This is a genomic window from Mycobacterium basiliense (genome assembly GCF_900292015.1).
In the GTDB taxonomy this organism is placed as follows: Bacteria; Actinomycetota; Actinomycetes; order Mycobacteriales; family Mycobacteriaceae; genus Mycobacterium; species Mycobacterium basiliense.
Map to the genome: position 1 here is coordinate 5,242,730 of NZ_LR130759.1, position 16,849 is coordinate 5,259,578.

The window sequence follows — 16,849 nt, forward strand, 5'->3', positions numbered from 1 at the left end:
AAGCCATGACTTCAGGCTTGATCGACTGGGAGGGCGCCTACCGCGAGCAGGGAGCGTTCGACGGCCCACCGCCCTGGAATATCGGTGAGCCGCAGCCGGAGCTGGCGGCGTTGATCGCGTCCGGAAAGGTGCGCAGCGACGTGCTCGACGCCGGATGCGGGTATGCCGAACTATCGTTGACGCTGGCCGCCGAGGGTTACACGGTGGTCGGCATCGATATCACACAGGCGGCCATCGAGGCCGCCACCAAGGCGGCCCAGGAACGCGAGTTGACCACGGCGAGCTTCCAACAAGCCGACATCACGTCGTTCACCGGCTATGACGGCCGCTTTTCGACGGTGATCGACAGCACGCTATTTCACTCGTTGCCAGTAGAGGGCCGCGACGGCTACCTAAGCGCGATACACCGTGCGGCGGCCCCGGGAGCCGACTACTACGTGTTGGTATTCGCCAGGGGCGCCTTTCCGGCCGAATTGGAGACCAAGCCCAACGAAGTCGACGAGGGTGAGTTGCGGGCCGCGGTCAGCAAGTACTGGGAGATCGACGAGATCCGGCCCGCGTACATCCATGCCAATGTCCCCCCGATGCCGCAGCTGCCCGCACCACCGATCGAGTTTCCGCCGCATGACCGCGACGAGAAGGGCCGGGTAAAGTTCCCCGCCTACCTACTCACCGCGCACAAGGCCTAGCGGCACTCGGCGTTGATGTCAGCTCGCGGCGGTCGCGGCGATCAGCGCCTCGGCGAATACCTCCAACTCTTCGGCGGTGGTATCGACGTGCGGTGAAATCCGCAGCACCGGCGCCGCCAACTCGTGCGGAGCACGCTCCACACTGGCGTAGGTCGTTACGATTCGACGCTCCGTGAGCAACCAGGCCCGCACCGCCGCGGCGTCGACGCCGTCGGCCGCGACCAGCGTCGTGATGGCGCTGGGCTCGTCTACCTCTTCGGCGACGAACCAGCCATCGACATCGGCCAGCAGGGTCCGGGTGATGCCGCCCAACTCCGCCAGGCGGGCCCGGATCAGTTTCGGCCCACACGCCAAATGCTCCCCCACGGCCAGTGAAAAACCCACGCGCGCAGCAATATTGGCCTCCCCGAACTGTAGCCGTTCAGCCACCGACAGCGTCGGCGCCCAGCCCGGCGGCGGCAGCCGCGGTGTCAGCCGTTCCATCAGCTCGGGCCGCACGGCCAACACCCCGACACCGCGTGGTCCCGCGATCCATTTGCGCGACGACGAATAGGTGACGTCGGCAGCTACGGCGCAGTCCACCTGCCCAAGCGCCTGAGCGGCATCAACAACCAGCGGCAGCCCCAGCTCAGCGCACAGCTTCGCCATCATTGGCAGCGGCTGCACGGTGCCCCGGTGGCTGGCCACGGGAGTCAGGTGAACCAAGTCGGGCGGGTCCTCCTCCAGCTGGAACGCCGCATCGTCCAGCGCCAGCCTGCCGTCATCCAGAGTCGGCAGCAGACGCACGTCGAATCCATGCGCGGCCATCACAGCCAGATTCGGGCCGTACTCACCGGGCAGGCAGGCCAGCCTCCGACGCTCGCCCGGCCAACTGCCCAACAGCAAATCCAAGGCGTGCAGGGAACCGGTAGTGAACACCACCTCGGCGTCAGGCGAGCCGCACAATGTCGCGACGGCGGCGCGACCCGCATCAAGCACCGGCGCGGCGGCTTCGGCCGCAACGTAGCCGCCGACCTCAGCCTCGTGTAGCGCGTGCTGGGCGGCGGCCTGAAGCACCGCGAAACTTTGGCGTGAGCAGGCCGCATTGTCCAAATGCAGTCCGGCAACCGGGGGGCGGGCCGCCCGCCACCGGTCGGCCAGAGGAGTCGCTTCGCTCACTTGTGGGCCAGTGACATGCCGAAGTCATTGGCGTGGTCGGTCCACCACTGGGTGCGACGCAAGCCCACCGCGGCCAGTTCAGCGCGGACCCCATCTGGCCGAAACTTGCACGATACTTCGGTGAGCATCTCCTCACCGGGACTGAAGTCGACGGTCAACTCCAAGGCACCCACTCGCACTCGCTGCCGGCGATCGGACCGCAACCACATCTCGATCCGTTCCTCCGCACTGTTCCACCGGGCGACGTGCTGGTAGGCCTCCACCTCGAAATCCGCGTCGAGTTCGCGGTTGATCACCGCGAGCACGTTTCGGTTGAACCGTGCGGTTACCCCTGAGGCATCGTCGTAGGCGCGAATCAAGCGATCAGTGTCTTTGACCAGGTCGGTGCCCAGCAGGAGGCTGTCGCCCCGCCTCATCACCCCGGCCAACGCGGCGAGGAATTCCGCCCGCGGCTCCGGTGTGAGGTTGCCGATCGTCGATCCCAGAAACACGAACAGCCGTCGGCCTCCGCCAGGGATTTCGGACAGGTGCTCCTCGAAATCGCCACAGACCGCTTGGATCTCGATTCCCTGATATTCACCTCGGATGGCGTTCGCCGCCGCAGATAGCACGCTGGCGTCAACGTCGAACGGCACGAATCTGCGCAGCAGTCCGCGGTCCCGCAACGCGTTCAACAGCAGCCGCGTTTTCTCCGAAGTCCCGCTGCCCAGTTCGACCAGGGTGTCGGCCCTGCTGTCGGCCGCGATTTCGGCCGCGCGGCGGCGCAGGATGCCCGCCTCAGCACGGGTCGGGTAATACTCCGGCAACCGAGTGATCTGATCAAACAGCTCACTACCGATCGAATCATAGAACCACTTGGGCGGCAACGATTTCGGCGACCTCTGCAAGCCGTCGAAAACGTCTCGGCGCAATGCAAGGTAGGCCGAGTCCTCGGCTAGATGGTTCGACAGCGACAGTGTCATCAAGGCCCCTCCGTTGCATCCAATGCTGTCAACGTGACCCGATCCGCGGTGACCTCCACCAGGTGATGATCTGGCACGTCTTCCCAATCGGAGTCGTTGTCATAAGGTTCGCTGGCCAGCACCACCCCATCGGGCCGGCGCAGAATGGACAGAGTGTCGTGCCAGGTCGTGGCCAGCAAACGAGACCCGTTGGCGGCTAATATATTCAGCCGGGCCTTCGGGTCAGCCGCGCCGATCTCTTGGATTGTGTCACCAAGTGCGTCCAGCCCGCGTTCGAAAATCATCGCCGCGAGTATGGCGCTGTCACAGACCGATTCGGCCTTCGCGCTGAGAGGCAACACGGCTCGGTCAACGATCCCGTTGTGCGACAACAGCCACCGGCCGTCGGTGAACGGTGCTGTCGCGCTGACGTCAATCGGCATGCCCACGGTTGCCGAGCGCACCGCGGCAACCACACAATTGCTGCGCAGCGCGGGTGCGACCGAATCGAACGAGGTGTCCCCCCACAGCGGGGCCGGACTACGCCAGCGCCGGGGGGTACCGTCCTGCGAAGCGCTATCGAAAAAGCCAACGCCCCAACCATCGGCGTTCAGCAGGCAATGCTTTTGCCGGCGCGGCGCATAGGACTGCACCCGCAGCCCGTACGGCGGATCCAACACCAACGAGGACAACGTGACCTGCCCGCCGAGCCAACCCAGATGACGACACATCAGGCCGGATCCTCGATCGACCACGCCAGCCGAACCCCACTGAAGATCTGGCGACGGTACGGGTGATCCCAGTTGCGGAAACTGGGCCGCAGGATCGCCGGATCGACCGCCCACGAGCCACCGCGCAGCACCCGATAGTCGCCGTCGAAAAACGGCTGGGAGTAGCGCTCATAGATCATCGGAACGAAACCCGGCCAGGGATGCAGGGCAGAGGAGGTCCACTCCCAGACATCACCGAGCAGCTGCTCGGCCCCGTACGCCGAAGCGCCAGCCGGGTAGGCACCGGCGGGAGCTGGGCGCAGCGCCGCCGCCCCCAGGTTGGCGTGCCCATCCGACGGCTCCTCGTTACCCCACGGGAATCGGCGGCGCGAGTTCGTCGCCGGATCCCACGCGCAGGCCTTCTCCCACTCGATTTCGGTGGGGAGGCGGGCGCCGGCCCATGCCGCGTACGCCTCCGCTTCGAAGTAGGAGACATGTTGCACCGGCTCATCGGCCCGAATGTCTTCCACGTAGCCGAATCTGGTGTGCGCGGTATCGGAATTCCAGAAGCGTGGCGCGGTCAGATCGGCGCGCTGCCGATGCTGCCAGCCACGGGCGGACCAGAACCGAGGTTCCGCATAGCCACCATCGTCGATGAAGTGTTGCCATTCACCGTTGGTCACCGGAACCCGCCCGATCCGAAACGCCGGCACGTCGACGACGTGCGCCGGGCGCTCGTTGTCCAACGAGTAAGGCTCGCTGGCGCCGTCCACCCCCAGCACAAAGGGGCCGCCCGGGACAAGCACCGACGTTCCTGCCACCCCCGGCCGACCCGGAGGCAGCCGGGCAGGCTCGCCCAGAAGGGGCGCGCCGGTGCGCAGATTCAACGCCTGCAGCATGGTTTCGGTGTGCTGATACTCGTGGCTGAGCACCAGCCCGAACGCGAAACTGGCCGGGTCGTCGGGACGATCGTCGGGCAGCGCATCGAGGGCATCCAGCGCGGCCGACCGAACCGTGCGGCAAAACGATCGCGCCTGCTGCGGGGACAATAGCGGGAGATCGACACGGCTGGCGCGCGAGTGCTCGAATGCGTCGTAGAGTCTCTCGATGGCCGCCGGCAACATCCCGGGCCGATCCGGGTTACCGCCGCGCAGCAGCCACAACTCCTCCTGCTGACCGATATGTGCCAAATCCCACACCAGCGGGCTCATCAACGGGTCGTACTGCCGACACAGCTCGGCGTCATCGAAATCGACCAGCCGCAGCGTACGCGTCCGGGCCCGTTCCAGGTCGCCGGCCAGTCTTTCCCGTGAGGTCACAATTCCCCTCGTGCCAACCGCGCCACCGTCGGCGCGATACCGTGCTCGATCACCAGGTCGCCGAAGTCGTCGCCGGGACAGCGACCCCGCTCCACGTTGGACATCAATGCCTGCATCGTGGGAACCAAATCGGCCGGTGCTCGTTCGGCAGCGACGGCCAGACATCGGTTGGCCGCCGCATGCAGCCTGGGATCGGCGAGACCGTCGCGCGCGGCCGCGTCCCACTCGGTGGCGACCGGCTCGACGATCTCGGCCGCCATATCCGCCGCGGCCGGGTCATCGAGCAACGTCACCAGCGTGAACACCACGGCGGGCCAGAATGCATCGGGGACGCTGTCCAGGTACCGAATTTCCAGCCACTGCCGGGGGCGCACCGGCGGGAACAGCGTGGTGAGGTGGTAATCGAGATCGGCGATGGTCGGGCGCCGATCGCCCAGCAGGACCCGACCGTCCGCCCAATCCATGAAAGGCACGTGGTGGGTAACCGCCACCGCGTCCGGATTGTGCACCAGCATTACCGGGGCTTTCAGCGCGTAGCGCGCCCAATCGGTGACGGGGTCCTCAGCACTGGCCCCCAGGATTGGCCCACACCGAGCGTCATCCATCTGTCCCCAGACCCGCTGCCGGGTGCACCGCCACCCGGAGAAGCTGCCCTCCAACATTGGGGAATTGGCGGCGATGGCAATCATCGTGGGCCCCAGGGCGTGCGCCAGTCGTACCCGGGCCACCCAGCCCGCCTGCGGCCCGGCGTCGACATTGACCTGTATCGAGGCGGTCGACGTCATCATCGCCGCGCCGGCCATCCCGTTCTGGCTGGCGGTGAAGAACTGTTCCATGGCTCGATAACGCGCGCCCGGGTTGATCCGCATGGTCGGTCGTATCGGGTCGGCGCCGAGAAAGACCAAGCCCAGCTCGGCGTCGGCGAACGTGGACCGCAGCACGGTCTGATCGCGGGCCATCGCGTCGATGGCGGCCGCGATCCCATCGCACGGCGGGCCGGACAGTTCCACCGCGCCACCAGGCTCCACACTGACCGCGCTCCCGCCGGGCAGCGGGCCCAGCAACTGCAGAACACCGCTGATCTCGTCCCAACTCGGCCGGCGAAGAGGATCCGACGGGTCGTAGCAATGCGCTTCGATCTCCAGACCAACCCGGCCCAACGGTCCGTCGGTGAGGCAGCCGTCTGCGATATATCCGGCGGCAACCTCCGAGCCGGCGATCTCGATGGCTGCCGTGCGGGCGTTATTCAGCTGCGACGCCGCCGCAGTACTGGGGGCGAACGTCATATCACGATCCCTCCGGGGCCGGACCTTGCGCAGCTACCGGCAACGATAGCCGCCACATGTCATCTTCCAGGTCATCTACCAGACCGTCCCGACATATTCCCGCCAGTCTTGGTTGCACAGGTCAGACAAGTACCCACATTTCTGAGCGTTACTGGCCGAGCGTGTTCTCCATCGCGCCAACCAGCACATTAACGGCGGGGCCGCCGTTGCCAGACTGGCAGACCTTGGCCTGCAGCAACACATTTTCACGCAGCCGGGTTTGATTGAAACACCGCCGATCGGTGCCCGCTTCCTGCTTGGTCCACGCAGCATCACGTGCGCCGGGTGGACCGCCGTCGAATGACCATACCTGCGTGGTTCCGTTTTCCAAATGCATCGCGGTGGTCTGTCCCGAGCAACCCACGGTGCGGTCAACCAATCGATGGAAGGCCCGATCCGCGGCGTCGTTGGTCGCGAACACCCCGACCGCCTGCTTGACGTAGTGCGTTTGGTCGGTGGCAGAGGTCTGCGTGGTGGCGCCGTTGAACGAGGCCAGATCGGGGTCGTCGTACACCTCGGGTAGCCCGATGTCGGCCCAGTTGTTGCAGGCCGGAAGGTCGACCGAGTATGCCTGGAACGGCTGGGTGAACACCGACTCCCAACCCATCGGCGCGCCGACGATATTTCCGACCGACCCCTTGCCGAGGACCGCGTAGGACACCACCCCCGGCTCCGACGGATGCGCCTCCGCAGCGGGGGCCGCCAACGGACCGGCGATGCCCAGCCCGAGGCTCACCGCCGCAACGGCGACCCGCATGCCGGCTAGACCTTGGCCGATACGTCGACGTCGATATCGCCGCGGGTGGCCTTGGAGTACGGGCACACCTGGTGCGCCTGCTGCACCAAACCGTCGGCGATGCCTTGCTCCACACCCGGCAGGTAGCTAACGATCTTGGCGGTGAGCCCGAATCCGCCCGCCGAGTCCTTGCCGAAACCGATCCGGGCCCTCAGCGTGGTTACGTCGTCGAGGACGACCTCTGACTTACCCCCCACCAGCCGCAGAGCACCCAGGAAGCAGGCGGCGTAGCCGGCCGCGAACAGCTGCTCGGGGTTGGTCCCCCCACCATTGCCGCCCATCGCCGTGGGTGGGCTGGTTTCCAGGTCGACCCGGCCATCGTCGGATTTCACATGCCCGTCGCGTCCACCACCGGTTGCCGTGGACTCCGCGGTGCAAACGACTTCAATGGTCATGGTGCCGATCATGCCAGGCCCGGCCAACGTCGAGGTGTCGGGCCGAAACGGGAGAAAAACCCGACACCTCGACGTCGGATGCCTAGCTAGCGTTGGCGCGCACGCCCTCTTCCACGGCCTTGCCGAGATCGGGGTCCACGTTGCGCCAGTAATCGAACACCCGCGACAACACTGGCTCCCGCACACCCTTGCTGACATGGCCAATGATGTTGTGGGCCAGCCGTTCCCGAGCGGCATCGTCGAGAACATCGCGGACCATGGTGCCGGCCTGACCCCAGTCGTCATCCTCCGGGTGCAGGGTGTAGGCCGCGCGGATCATCTGCCCGTCGGCGTGCCAGCGCACTTCGGCGGCGCGTGCCGGATCGGCCCGGGGCCCGCCGTAGGAATTGGGCGCATACACCGGATCCGATGCGTTCTGCACGCGCATCGCGCCATCCTTGGAGTAGCTATTGACGTCAACTTTCGGTGAATTGACGGGAATCTGCCGGTAGTTGGTGCCCAACCGGGCACGGTGCGCATCGGCGTAGGAGAACCCGCGGGCCAACAGCATTTTGTCCGGGCTCAACCCGGTGCCGGGCACGATGTTGTTTGGCTCGAAAGCGGCCTGCTCGATCTCGGTGTGGTAGTCGGTGACGTTGCGGTCCAGCGTCATCGTGCCGACGTCGATCAACGGGTAGTCCCCGTGCGGCCACACCTTGGTCAGGTCGAACGGGTTGAACCGATAGGTCTTGGCGTCCTCGAACGGCATGATCTGCATCTTCAGCGTCCAGCTGGGGTACTCGCCGCGCTCGATCGCCTCGTACAGATCGCGCTGGTGGTAGTCGCCGTCTTCACCAGCCAGCCGGTCGGCGTCCTCCTGGGTGAGGAAATCGATGCCCTGGTCGGTGACAAAGTGGTACTTCACCCAAAAGATCTCGCCGGCGGCGTTGATCCAGCTGTAGGTGTGGCTGCTGTAGCCGTTCATCTGCCGCCAGCTCTTGGGAATCCCGCGATCGCCCATCAGCCAGGTCACTTGATGCGCCGACTCCGGCGAGAGACTCCAGAAGTCCCACTGCATGTTGTGATCGCGCACGTTGCTGGCCTGCAGCCGCTTTTGCGATCGGATGAAGTGCTGGAACTTCAGCGGGTCACGCATGAAGAAGATCGGCGTGTTGTTGCCGACCATGTCAAAGTTGCCCTCGGTCGTGTAGAACTTCAGCGCGAACCCGCGCGGATCACGCCAGGTGTCTGGGCTGCCACGCTCGCCGGCGACGGTGGAGAACCGGGCCAGCATGTCGGTCTTGGTCCCGGGCTGGAACACCGCCGCCCTGGTGTACTCGCTGACATCATTAGTCACCTCGAAATGACCGAAGGCGCCGCCCCCCTTGGCGTGTGGCTGGCGTTCCGGGATACGTTCGCGGTTAAACATCGCCATTTGTTCGATCAGATAGTGATCCTGCAGCAGGATCGGGCCGTCGGGTCCGACGGTCAACGACTGCTCGTCACTGGGCGCGGGATTGCCGGCGTCGGTGGTGGTGTAGCGCTTTGTCATTTCGCTATCTCCTCGCTAACTGGGCTGACTCTTTCGAAAACCCCTGTACCACAGGGTAATTCGGCCTCATCACGTGCCGCCGCAGAATGGCCGAGGCTCGAGCTTGGCCGCCGAAAGATAGTGGACGCAAAGGACTTTCATCCTGCCGCGGCTCAGCCTGACGTCCCGCGACGAGATGTCAGGCTGGTAGGCACGCGACACAGCGACCACGAATCCCAGTATGCGCTTTTCCGCGAGACGGGTTAATGCGACAAAAGGTGGATTCGGCCGACCGCTAGGGCCGCGCCGGCGCAGTACCGGGAGACGGAGCGCTCGGTGTCTGCGACGGGCCGGCACCAGGCGGACCACCCATCGGGCCGCCGGGCACTCCGGGACCCACACCGGGTGGAGGCGCCCCGGGGAACCTGAACTGCCAACCCGGCCCGGGACCGGCGGGCCCACCCGGGCCGGGCATGAACACGCCGTGGTGGTGATGTCGATGGTGATGGCACCTGCCGTGCCCCAAAACCAGGGCACCGGCAAAGAAGATGGTCGACGCGATGAAAATGACTCCGGCGACGATCACCACCCACGCCGCCGCCCGGTACAGCTTCGGCGTCTTGTCCTGCGGCGGGGGCGGCGGTAGCGGCGCGGTCGCGACGACGGGCGGCGGGGTTGCGGGTTCGGGTGTTTCGCTCATGCTTCGAATATTGCTCGGAGCTGCAGCAACCGTAAAGAGTTGCGGCCACAAACTTGTAATGAATTGACGTAGCCCGGCGCTCGGGTAAGCGCCGGGCTGACTGGAGTGGGCGTGTTATCGGCCGGGTGTCGTGCTGGGAGCGACCGAGCTGGGTACCTGGCTGGGCCCGCCGGGGCCGGTGCCCGGGCTCACCGCCGGGGCGCCGCCGTTGGGCATGGCCGGACGGATCATCATCGCGGGGTGTTTATGGTGATGACGGTGGTGGTAGCCGCCGTGACCACTGTGCATACCTAGGCGGAACCCGGTGAAGAAAATGACCGAGACGATGAACACAATGCCGGCGACGATGGCCACCCATGCCGCGGCCTTGAAGACCTTGGGGGTCTGGTGTGGCGGTGGGGGCGGCGGTGCCACTGCGGTAGCAGTCGGCGCTGTTGGGGTTGCAGACGTTTCACTCATGAGACGAATAATGCCTAAGGAAACAGTAGTGCCGGCTATGCGCCACTTATGTAGCAGCTATGAGCCGCCCTCAGGGCTTGAACGGGTTCACCGCGAACTGGATCACCCGGTACGGCGCGCTCGTCCGTGCGCGAGTATCCCACTGGCTGACAAAGATCCGCAGCTCATCCAGGGTGGACCCGGGCGAGATATAGCCGCCATAGGGTTGCGCCAGCCGATTGTCGAACGGCGGGGGCAGACTTTCCGCCGGCTCGGGCCATTCGTCGTGTCGCACCACGGTGGTCACCGGGGCGTCGCCCAGCGAGGTCGGGTCGGCCGCCACCCGCACTTCCATGTCGCCGGTGCTGGCGTTGAAATAGGACAACACGGTCATGCCATCGATCTGCCTGATGCTCAACTCGCCTACCTGGTCGGGCCACAGCGGCGTCGGCGGCTTGTTCCAGCCCCCGCCGGGTCCGGATGCCCAGCCCTGCCACCGCGACCGGTCAGTGAACGCCTCTGGAGCGGCCCGATACAACACCACCGGTAGCCGCCGAGTGAAGCTGTTGGCCACGATGTACACCCACCCGGTCGGCGAGTCGGGGGCGGGGATGGGGTCGTAGTACCCGCTAATCTGCGTCTGCCAGCCGGTTTGAAAGGAAGCATCCCGCCGAGATCCCGGAACGGTTTGCCAGTTCCCGCGCGCCGGCTCGGCTTTGACCAGCCGCGAGGTCTGTGGCTCCAGATCTTTGGTGGTGGCCACCATCAAATAGTTGCGCCGGTTGATCTGCACCACCCCGGCCGGCAGCTGCGACATCCCCGGCGGCGTCGGATCGGCCAGCAGTGGTTTGCCGACACCGGTGACGCCGGTGTAGCGCACCCCCGCGGGATCGTCCACCGACGCCGTGTCGACGTGCAGTGCGATCGGCGAGTACCAGCCACCGAACCCGACGCCCTGACCGGCGAAACTATCCCCGCAAACCTGCAACAACTGGGTGGGGAACTCCACAAATTCACAAAGGTCGGTGGCCCCGATCCCGTAATCCCCGGTAGGTGTTCCGGTGCCGGCCGTCGGACCTACACGCAGCACTTGACCCGGCGCCAGCGGCGGCAGGATCGGCCTGGGCAGCGGTGCCGGCGGATCGGCGTGCGCGTTCCAAACCAGTTGCGGGACAACTAAACCCAACACCAACGCGATCAACAGCGAGCACCGCGCCACCCGTGCGGCGCGCACCGCCGGGTTCACAACCCAGACGACAATTCAGCGGCCAGCAGTTCGGCGATCTGGATGGTGTTCAGCGCCGCCCCCTTGCGCAGGTTGTCGCCGGCGACAAACAGCGCCAGACCTCGCCCGTCCGGCACACCAGGATCTTGCCGGATGCGGCCCACCAGCGACTCGTCCACACCGGCAGCCGCCAACGGCGTAGGCACGTCGACCAGCTTCACGCCCGGTGCTCCGTCCAGCAGCTCGCGAGCCCGCTGCGGCCCGAGCGGGCGGGCGAACTCGGCGTTGATCGACAAGCAGTGACCGGTAAACACCGGCACCCGCACACACGTGCCGCTAACCAGCAAGTCGGGTATGCCCAGGATCTTGCGGCTCTCGAAGCGCAGCTTCTGGTCCTCGTCGGTCTCCCCGGAACCGTCGTCCACCAACGATCCGGCCAACGGCACCACGTTGAAGGCGATCGGCGCGACATATTTCACCGGCGCCGGGAAGTCCAGGGCGGCCCCGTCATGCACCAATCGCTCGGCATCGTCGATGACCGCGCGCGCCTGAGTGGCCAGTTCGGCAACGCCGGCCAGGCCGCTGCCGGAGACCGCCTGATAGCTGGAGACGACCAGCCGAACCAGCTGGGCTTCCTCGTGCAGCACCGTGAGCACCGGCATCGCGGCCATGGTCGTGCAGTTCGGGTTGGCGATAATGCCCTTGGAACGCTGGGCGGCGTCACGAGCGAAGTTCACCTCGGACACCACCAACGGCACCTCGGGGTCTTTGCGCCAGGCCGACGAGTTGTCGATCACGGTCACTCCGGCGGCGGCAAACCGTGGTGCCTGCACCTTGGACATGGCCCCACCGGCGGAGAACAGCGCGATGTCCAGCCCGCTGGGGTCGGCGGTCTCGGCGTCTTCGACCTCGATCTCTTGCCCGCGGAAGGGTAGCTTGCGGCCCTGCGACCGAGCGGATGCGAAGAACCGCACGGAGGTCGCCGGAAAGTCACGCTCCTCGAGCAGCGCGCGCATGACCTGGCCCACCTGGCCGGTAGCTCCCACTATCCCGATCGACAAGCCGGCGGCCCCCATCTCAGCGCCCCGTCCCCGCGTACACCGTCGCCGTCTCCTCCCCGCCGAGACCGAACGCCTCATGCAGGGCGACAACCGCCTTGTCCAGCTCGGTGTCCCGGCACAGCACCGAGATCCGGATCTCGGAGGTGGAGATCAGTTCGATGTTGACCCCGACCGCCGCCAGCGCTTCACAGAACGTCGCGGTGACACCGGGATGGCTGCGCATTCCCGCACCGATCAGCGACAGCTTGCCGATGTGGTCGTCGTAGAGCAGCTGAGTGAAGCCGACTTCGTCTTTGAGCAAGTCCAGCTTGGCCACCGCCGTGGGGCCACTGTCTCGCGAACAGGTGAAGGTGATGTCCGTCCTGCCGTCCTCGACCTTGGACACGTTCTGCAACACCATGTCGATGTTCACGTCGGCCTCGGCGACGGCCCGGAAGACCTTGGCCGCATAGCCCGGGATGTCGGGTATCCCGACGATGGTCACCTTGGCCTCGCTGCGGTCGTGCGCGACGCCGGTCAGGATGGGGTCTTCCATAGCTATGTCCTTGATCGATCCGACAACGAGGGTGCCCGGTTTGTCCGAATAAGAAGAGCGGACGTGCACCGGAATGTTGTGCCGGCGCGCGTATTCCACACAGCGCAGCATCAACACCTTGGCGCCGCAGGCCGCCATCTCGAGCATTTCCTCGAACGTGACGGTGTCCAGCTTGCGGGCGTTGTGCACGATGCGCGGGTCCGCGCTGAAGATGCCGTCCACGTCGGTGTAGATCTCACAGACGTCAGCGCCCAGCGCGGCGGCCAGCGCGACCGCGGTGGTGTCCGATCCGCCGCGGCCCAGGGTGGTGACGTCCTTGCTGTCTTGGCTCACCCCCTGGAAGCCGGCAACCAGCACGATCCGGCCTTCGTCGAGCGCGGCCTGCAGCCGTCCCGGCGTGACCTCGATAATCTTCGCGTTGCCGTGCGTACCGGTGGTGATCACGCCGGCTTGTGAACCCGTGAAGGACCGTGCATGCGCACCCAGTGATTCGATCGCCATCGCCACGAGTGCGTTGGAGATGCGCTCACCCGCGGTCAGCAGCATGTCGAGCTCACGCGGCGGCGGTACCGGACACACCTGCAGCGCCAGGTCCATCAGGTCGTCGGTGGTGTCGCCCATCGCAGAGACCACAACGACGACATCGTTGCCCTGCTTCTTGGTTTCGACAATGCGTTCGGCGACGCGGCGAATCCGTTCGGCATTGCCCACCGAGGATCCGCCGTACTTCTGCACGACGAGCGCCACGTCTTCCCTTCCCCGTTCCCTTTCCCCGCTGGGTATAAGTCCACAACAGGATACGTGCCGGCGCATCTCGATTAATTTCGATGCCAGGAGCGCACTGAACAGAATCGATGTCCGTGGATGTCCCCGGAATCGAGTGCATGTCCGACGACCCAGAACCGGGCCGCCGGGGCGCTGGCCCCCGATGACCAAGGGCCGGTTTGGCCGCCCAGGCGGACAAGATCGTGGCCAGCGCCGATCGTGATGCGCTGCGTCGCCGCGCGACCGACGTTTTGGCGGCTTTTTGTTCGAAGCGCCGATCGCGGTAGAGTTCAAGACGTGCAGCGGGTGCTCCTCCTCGGACGCCGCGACGGGGTCTGATCCAGACCGGCTTCCCGTCGCGGGATGTTCGTGAGCCGCCGGTCTGAGGTTCCTTCTCGCATCCCCGGAGCAACTACCGTGACTACTCCTGATTCACCAGACGCCTACAAGTCGGCCCGCACCATCGTCAAGCCCGCCGGCCAACCCGAGCCCGGCCAGCCCTCGTGGAATCCCCAGCGAGGCTCGTCGATGCCGGTCCACCGGTACCGATCCTTCGCGAACGAGGTCGAACCCATCAGGGTCGCCGATCGCACCTGGCCCGACCACGTCATCGATCGCGCTCCACTGTGGTGCGCGGTGGACCTGCGAGACGGCAACCAGGCGCTGATCGACCCGATGAGTCCGGCCCGCAAACGCCGGATGTTCGATCTGCTGGTTCGCATGGGCTACAAGGAGATCGAGGTCGGGTTCCCGTCGGCGAGCCAGACCGACTTCGACTTCGTCCGGGAAATCATCACCGAAGGCGCCATCCCCGACGACGTCACCATCCAGGTACTGACGCAATGCCGACCGGAGCTCATCGAGCGCACCTTCGAGGCATGCCAGGGCGCTCGGAAAGCCATCGTGCACTTCTACAACTCGACGTCGATCCTGCAGCGCCGCGTGGTCTTTCGCGCCGATCGCGCCGCGGTCCAGGCAATCGCGACCGACGGCGCCCGAAAATGTGTCGAAGAGGCCGCCAAATACCCGGGGACCCAGTGGCGCTTCGAGTACTCACCGGAGTCTTACACCGGAACCGAGCTGGAATACGCCAAACAGGTGTGTGACGCCGTTGCCGAAATCGTCCAACCGACCCCCGACAACCCGATCATCTTCAACCTGCCCGCCACCGTCGAAATGGCCACCCCGAACGTCTACGCCGACTCGATCGAGTGGATGAGCCGCAATCTGGCCAACCGGGAATCGATCATCCTGAGCCTGCATCCGCACAACGACCGCGGCACCGCCGTCGCCGCAGCCGAACTGGGCTACCAAGCCGGTGCCGACCGGATCGAGGGCTGTCTGTTCGGCAACGGCGAGCGCACCGGCAACGTGTGCCTGGTGACGTTGGGGCTCAACTTGTTCTCCCGCGGCGTGGACCCGCAGATCGACTTCTCCAACATCGACGAGATCCGCCGCACGGTGGAGTACTGCAACCAGCTGCCGGTGTCCGAGCGTCACCCCTACGGTGGGGACCTGGTCTACACCGCATTCTCCGGCAGCCACCAGGACGCCATCAACAAGGGCCTCGACCAGATGAAGGTGGACGCGGATGCCGCAGACTCCGACGTCGAGGACATACTCTGGCAGGTCCCGTATCTGCCGATCGACCCCAAGGATGTCGGGCGCACCTACGAGGCGGTGATCCGGGTCAACTCGCAATCCGGCAAGGGCGGCGTGGCCTACATCATGAAGGCCGACCACGGCCTGTCCCTGCCACGGCGGCTACAAATCGAGTTCTCCCAGGCGGTCCAGAAGGTCGCCGAGGGCACGGCGGGCGAGGGCGGAGAGGTCTCGCCCAAAGAGATGTGGGACGTGTTCGCCGAGGAATACCTGGCCCCGGTCCGGCCTTTGGAACGGATCAAGCAACACATCGATGTCGTGGAGGAAGACAGCGGAACGACGACCATCACCGCCACCGTCAAGATCAACGGGGTGGAGACCGAGATCACCGGCACCGGTACCGGCCCCTTGGCCGCGTTCGTCCACGCACTGGGCGACGTCGGGTTCGACGTGGCGGTGCTGGACTACTCGGAACACGCGATGAGCGCCGGCGACGACGCTCAGGCCGCCGCCTATGTCGAGGCCTCGATGGGTGGGCGCACCGTGTGGGGCGTCGGCATCGCGCCATCAATCACCACCGCGTCGTTGCGGGCCGTGGTGTCGGCGGTCAATCGCGCATCGCGCTAAGCCTCGAAGAACGCGCGCAGCAGTCGGTCGACGACTCCGGCCGGATTCCCGGCGCCGGGTATGGTGAGCGTGCTGAACGCGTAGCCGTTGAGTAGCCGGCTCAGTTCGTCCATGTGTTGGACCGTTGGATACAACCCCGCCGCCTCGAAGATCACCGTGGCGGACTTCACGGCGGCGGCCTGCAGCTGCGTGAGGAATGGCCGCAGCTCCGGCCGCCGGGTGCCCTCCATGAATAGCTCGAATCTGGCCAGGGTGTAGCGGTGGAACTGTTCGTCGGAGTCGGTGAGCATCTGGGTCATCAGCGCCCTAACACCGTCGCGGGTGAGTGACCCGAGAGCGGCCCGCAGGGCCTCCACCCGCTGCCAATGTAGATCGGCGGTGCGTGCGGCCGTCGCTTCGAGCAGGGCCTGCCGGGTGCGGAAGTAGTTGGAGGTGGTGCCGGCGGGCAGACCCGCTCGGTCGTCGACCTGGCGATGGGTCAGGCCTCCGATGCCGACGTCGGCGAGGATGCCGATGGCGGCATCGAGGATCTGAGTGCGGCGCTCCGGGTTTGGTGGCATCAGCTTTGGTAGCGCAGCCGCCAGAACATCGTCAGAAACGCCGGATATATCACGATCAGCAACAGGTAGCTGAACCACATCGGAAACCAGGTGATGACCGCAGACAGGTCCATGACCAGGTACGACAGGTAAATGTGGAGCGGCACGCTGGCGGCGATGTAGACGACCGATGCGGTGAACAGGACCCGGTGCCGCGTGTTGGCGAAACGTACGCGATGCCAGACCAGGATGCCGGTAATGGCCGAATACGTCATGGGAACGAGCAGGATCCGGTCCGTGGTCACGGTCGCGACGTAATGCAGGGTCAGGTCGTCGCCGAAGATCACCCGGTACAGGTGCAAGAGGACGCCGAGTGCAATGGTGAGCATGGCAGCCGGCCGGAAATAGTAGCCGTGCCGGCGGTAGGCATTCCACCAAATGGTGCGGTGTACTACATCCGTAGTGGTACTCATGCCGACGAGGCTACCACTACGGACGTAGTGGTACAAGGTGG

17 protein-coding genes are annotated in these 16,849 nt (G+C 65.6%); 2 read left to right on the top strand and 15 right to left on the bottom strand.

Annotated elements, in window-relative coordinates; genetic code table 11:
• The first annotated feature begins 5 nt into the window (after positions 1-5).
• The gene (locus MB901379_RS22395; protein WP_158018605.1) at positions 6-689 is read left to right on the top strand and encodes a class I SAM-dependent methyltransferase; all 684 of its coding nucleotides are present in this window, start codon (positions 6-8) and stop codon (positions 687-689) included.
• An 18-nt stretch (positions 690-707) separates the two neighbouring features.
• Here MB901379_RS22395 and egtE read toward each other — a convergent pair whose 3' ends face one another.
• The 13 genes from egtE to MB901379_RS22460 form a co-directional block, all read right to left on the bottom strand.
• Positions 708-1,847 (bottom strand): ergothioneine biosynthesis PLP-dependent enzyme EgtE, encoded by a 1,140-nt coding sequence (egtE, locus tag MB901379_RS22400; protein ID WP_158018606.1) that lies wholly within the window; start codon positions 1,845-1,847, stop codon positions 708-710.
• The gene (gene egtD / locus MB901379_RS22405; RefSeq protein WP_158018607.1) at positions 1,844-2,809 is read right to left on the bottom strand and encodes an L-histidine N(alpha)-methyltransferase; all 966 of its coding nucleotides are present in this window, start codon (positions 2,807-2,809) and stop codon (positions 1,844-1,846) included. The genes egtE and egtD overlap by 4 nt, the downstream gene beginning before the upstream one ends.
• Positions 2,809-3,519 (bottom strand): ergothioneine biosynthesis protein EgtC, encoded by a 711-nt coding sequence (gene egtC / locus MB901379_RS22410; protein WP_158018608.1) that lies wholly within the window; start codon positions 3,517-3,519, stop codon positions 2,809-2,811. Before egtC ends, egtD begins: the two co-directional genes overlap by 1 nt.
• Positions 3,519-4,817 carry an ergothioneine biosynthesis protein EgtB gene (gene egtB, locus MB901379_RS22415; protein ID WP_158018609.1) on the bottom strand — a complete coding sequence of 433 codons (1,299 nt, stop codon included), beginning with the start codon at positions 4,815-4,817 and terminating at the stop codon, positions 3,519-3,521. Before egtB ends, egtC begins: the two co-directional genes overlap by 1 nt.
• Positions 4,814-6,103, bottom strand: coding sequence for an ergothioneine biosynthesis glutamate--cysteine ligase EgtA (gene egtA / locus MB901379_RS22420; RefSeq protein WP_158018610.1), 1,290 nt, complete (start codon positions 6,101-6,103; stop codon positions 4,814-4,816). The genes egtB and egtA overlap by 4 nt, the downstream gene beginning before the upstream one ends.
• A gap of 148 nt (positions 6,104-6,251) precedes the next feature.
• Positions 6,252-6,899: a sensor domain-containing protein gene (locus MB901379_RS22425; RefSeq protein ID WP_158018611.1), complete on the bottom strand. Its 648-nt coding sequence runs from the start codon at positions 6,897-6,899 to the stop codon at positions 6,252-6,254.
• A gap of 5 nt (positions 6,900-6,904) precedes the next feature.
• The gene (locus tag MB901379_RS22430; RefSeq protein WP_174237056.1) at positions 6,905-7,333 is read right to left on the bottom strand and encodes an organic hydroperoxide resistance protein; all 429 of its coding nucleotides are present in this window, start codon (positions 7,331-7,333) and stop codon (positions 6,905-6,907) included.
• A gap of 82 nt (positions 7,334-7,415) precedes the next feature.
• Entirely contained in the window at positions 7,416-8,864 is a 1,449-nt protein-coding gene (locus MB901379_RS22435) for a catalase (protein ID WP_158018612.1), read from the bottom strand.
• A gap of 274 nt (positions 8,865-9,138) precedes the next feature.
• The gene (locus tag MB901379_RS22440) at positions 9,139-9,543 is read right to left on the bottom strand and encodes a hypothetical protein (RefSeq protein ID WP_158018613.1); all 405 of its coding nucleotides are present in this window, start codon (positions 9,541-9,543) and stop codon (positions 9,139-9,141) included.
• Between the two features lie 114 nt (positions 9,544-9,657).
• Positions 9,658-10,011, bottom strand: coding sequence for a hypothetical protein (locus MB901379_RS22445; protein WP_408632398.1), 354 nt, complete (start codon positions 10,009-10,011; stop codon positions 9,658-9,660).
• Between the two features lie 61 nt (positions 10,012-10,072).
• Positions 10,073-11,215 (bottom strand): DUF4185 domain-containing protein, encoded by a 1,143-nt coding sequence (locus MB901379_RS22450; protein WP_158019383.1) that lies wholly within the window; start codon positions 11,213-11,215, stop codon positions 10,073-10,075.
• An 8-nt stretch (positions 11,216-11,223) separates the two neighbouring features.
• Positions 11,224-12,282 (bottom strand): aspartate-semialdehyde dehydrogenase, encoded by a 1,059-nt coding sequence (locus MB901379_RS22455; RefSeq protein WP_158018615.1) that lies wholly within the window; start codon positions 12,280-12,282, stop codon positions 11,224-11,226.
• A gap of 1 nt (position 12,283) precedes the next feature.
• Positions 12,284-13,549: an aspartate kinase gene (locus MB901379_RS22460; RefSeq protein WP_012396734.1), complete on the bottom strand. Its 1,266-nt coding sequence runs from the start codon at positions 13,547-13,549 to the stop codon at positions 12,284-12,286.
• A 435-nt stretch (positions 13,550-13,984) separates the two neighbouring features.
• Here MB901379_RS22460 and leuA point away from each other — a divergent pair, with 435 nt between their 5' ends.
• Positions 13,985-15,796: a 2-isopropylmalate synthase gene (leuA, locus tag MB901379_RS22465; protein ID WP_158018616.1), complete on the top strand. Its 1,812-nt coding sequence runs from the start codon at positions 13,985-13,987 to the stop codon at positions 15,794-15,796.
• Here leuA and MB901379_RS22470 read toward each other — a convergent pair.
• Complete coding sequence (locus tag MB901379_RS22470; protein WP_158018617.1) at positions 15,793-16,356, bottom strand: TetR/AcrR family transcriptional regulator; 564 nt, start codon at positions 16,354-16,356, stop codon at positions 15,793-15,795. The two genes, leuA and MB901379_RS22470, sit on opposite strands and share 4 nt — an antisense overlap.
• Positions 16,356-16,808: a hypothetical protein gene (locus tag MB901379_RS22475; RefSeq protein WP_174237057.1), complete on the bottom strand. Its 453-nt coding sequence runs from the start codon at positions 16,806-16,808 to the stop codon at positions 16,356-16,358. The genes MB901379_RS22470 and MB901379_RS22475 overlap by 1 nt, the downstream gene beginning before the upstream one ends.
• Positions 16,809-16,849 lie beyond the last annotated feature (41 nt).

What these genes read in the sequence shown, in the direction of transcription:
- MB901379_RS22470 (WP_158018617.1), bottom strand. Translation starts at nt 16,356, where the DNA reads ATGCCACCAAACCCGGAGCGCCGCACTCAGATCCTCGATGCCGCCATC.
- MB901379_RS22425 (WP_158018611.1), bottom strand. Translation starts at nt 6,899, where the DNA reads ATGCGGGTCGCCGTTGCGGCGGTGAGCCTCGGGCTGGGCATCGCCGGT.
- MB901379_RS22455 (WP_158018615.1), bottom strand. Translation starts at nt 12,282, where the DNA reads ATGGGGGCCGCCGGCTTGTCGATCGGGATAGTGGGAGCTACCGGCCAG.
- MB901379_RS22395 (WP_158018605.1), top strand. Translation starts at nt 6, where the DNA reads ATGACTTCAGGCTTGATCGACTGGGAGGGCGCCTACCGCGAGCAGGGA.
- MB901379_RS22430 (WP_174237056.1), bottom strand. Translation starts at nt 7,333, where the DNA reads ATGACCATTGAAGTCGTTTGCACCGCGGAGTCCACGGCAACCGGTGGT.
- egtA (WP_158018610.1), bottom strand. Translation starts at nt 6,103, where the DNA reads ATGACGTTCGCCCCCAGTACTGCGGCGGCGTCGCAGCTGAATAACGCC.
- MB901379_RS22440 (WP_158018613.1), bottom strand. Translation starts at nt 9,543, where the DNA reads ATGAGCGAAACACCCGAACCCGCAACCCCGCCGCCCGTCGTCGCGACC.
- MB901379_RS22475 (WP_174237057.1), bottom strand. Translation starts at nt 16,808, where the DNA reads ATGAGTACCACTACGGATGTAGTACACCGCACCATTTGGTGGAATGCC.
- egtC (WP_158018608.1), bottom strand. Translation starts at nt 3,519, where the DNA reads ATGTGTCGTCATCTGGGTTGGCTCGGCGGGCAGGTCACGTTGTCCTCG.
- egtD (WP_158018607.1), bottom strand. Translation starts at nt 2,809, where the DNA reads ATGACACTGTCGCTGTCGAACCATCTAGCCGAGGACTCGGCCTACCTT.
- MB901379_RS22435 (WP_158018612.1), bottom strand. Translation starts at nt 8,864, where the DNA reads ATGACAAAGCGCTACACCACCACCGACGCCGGCAATCCCGCGCCCAGT.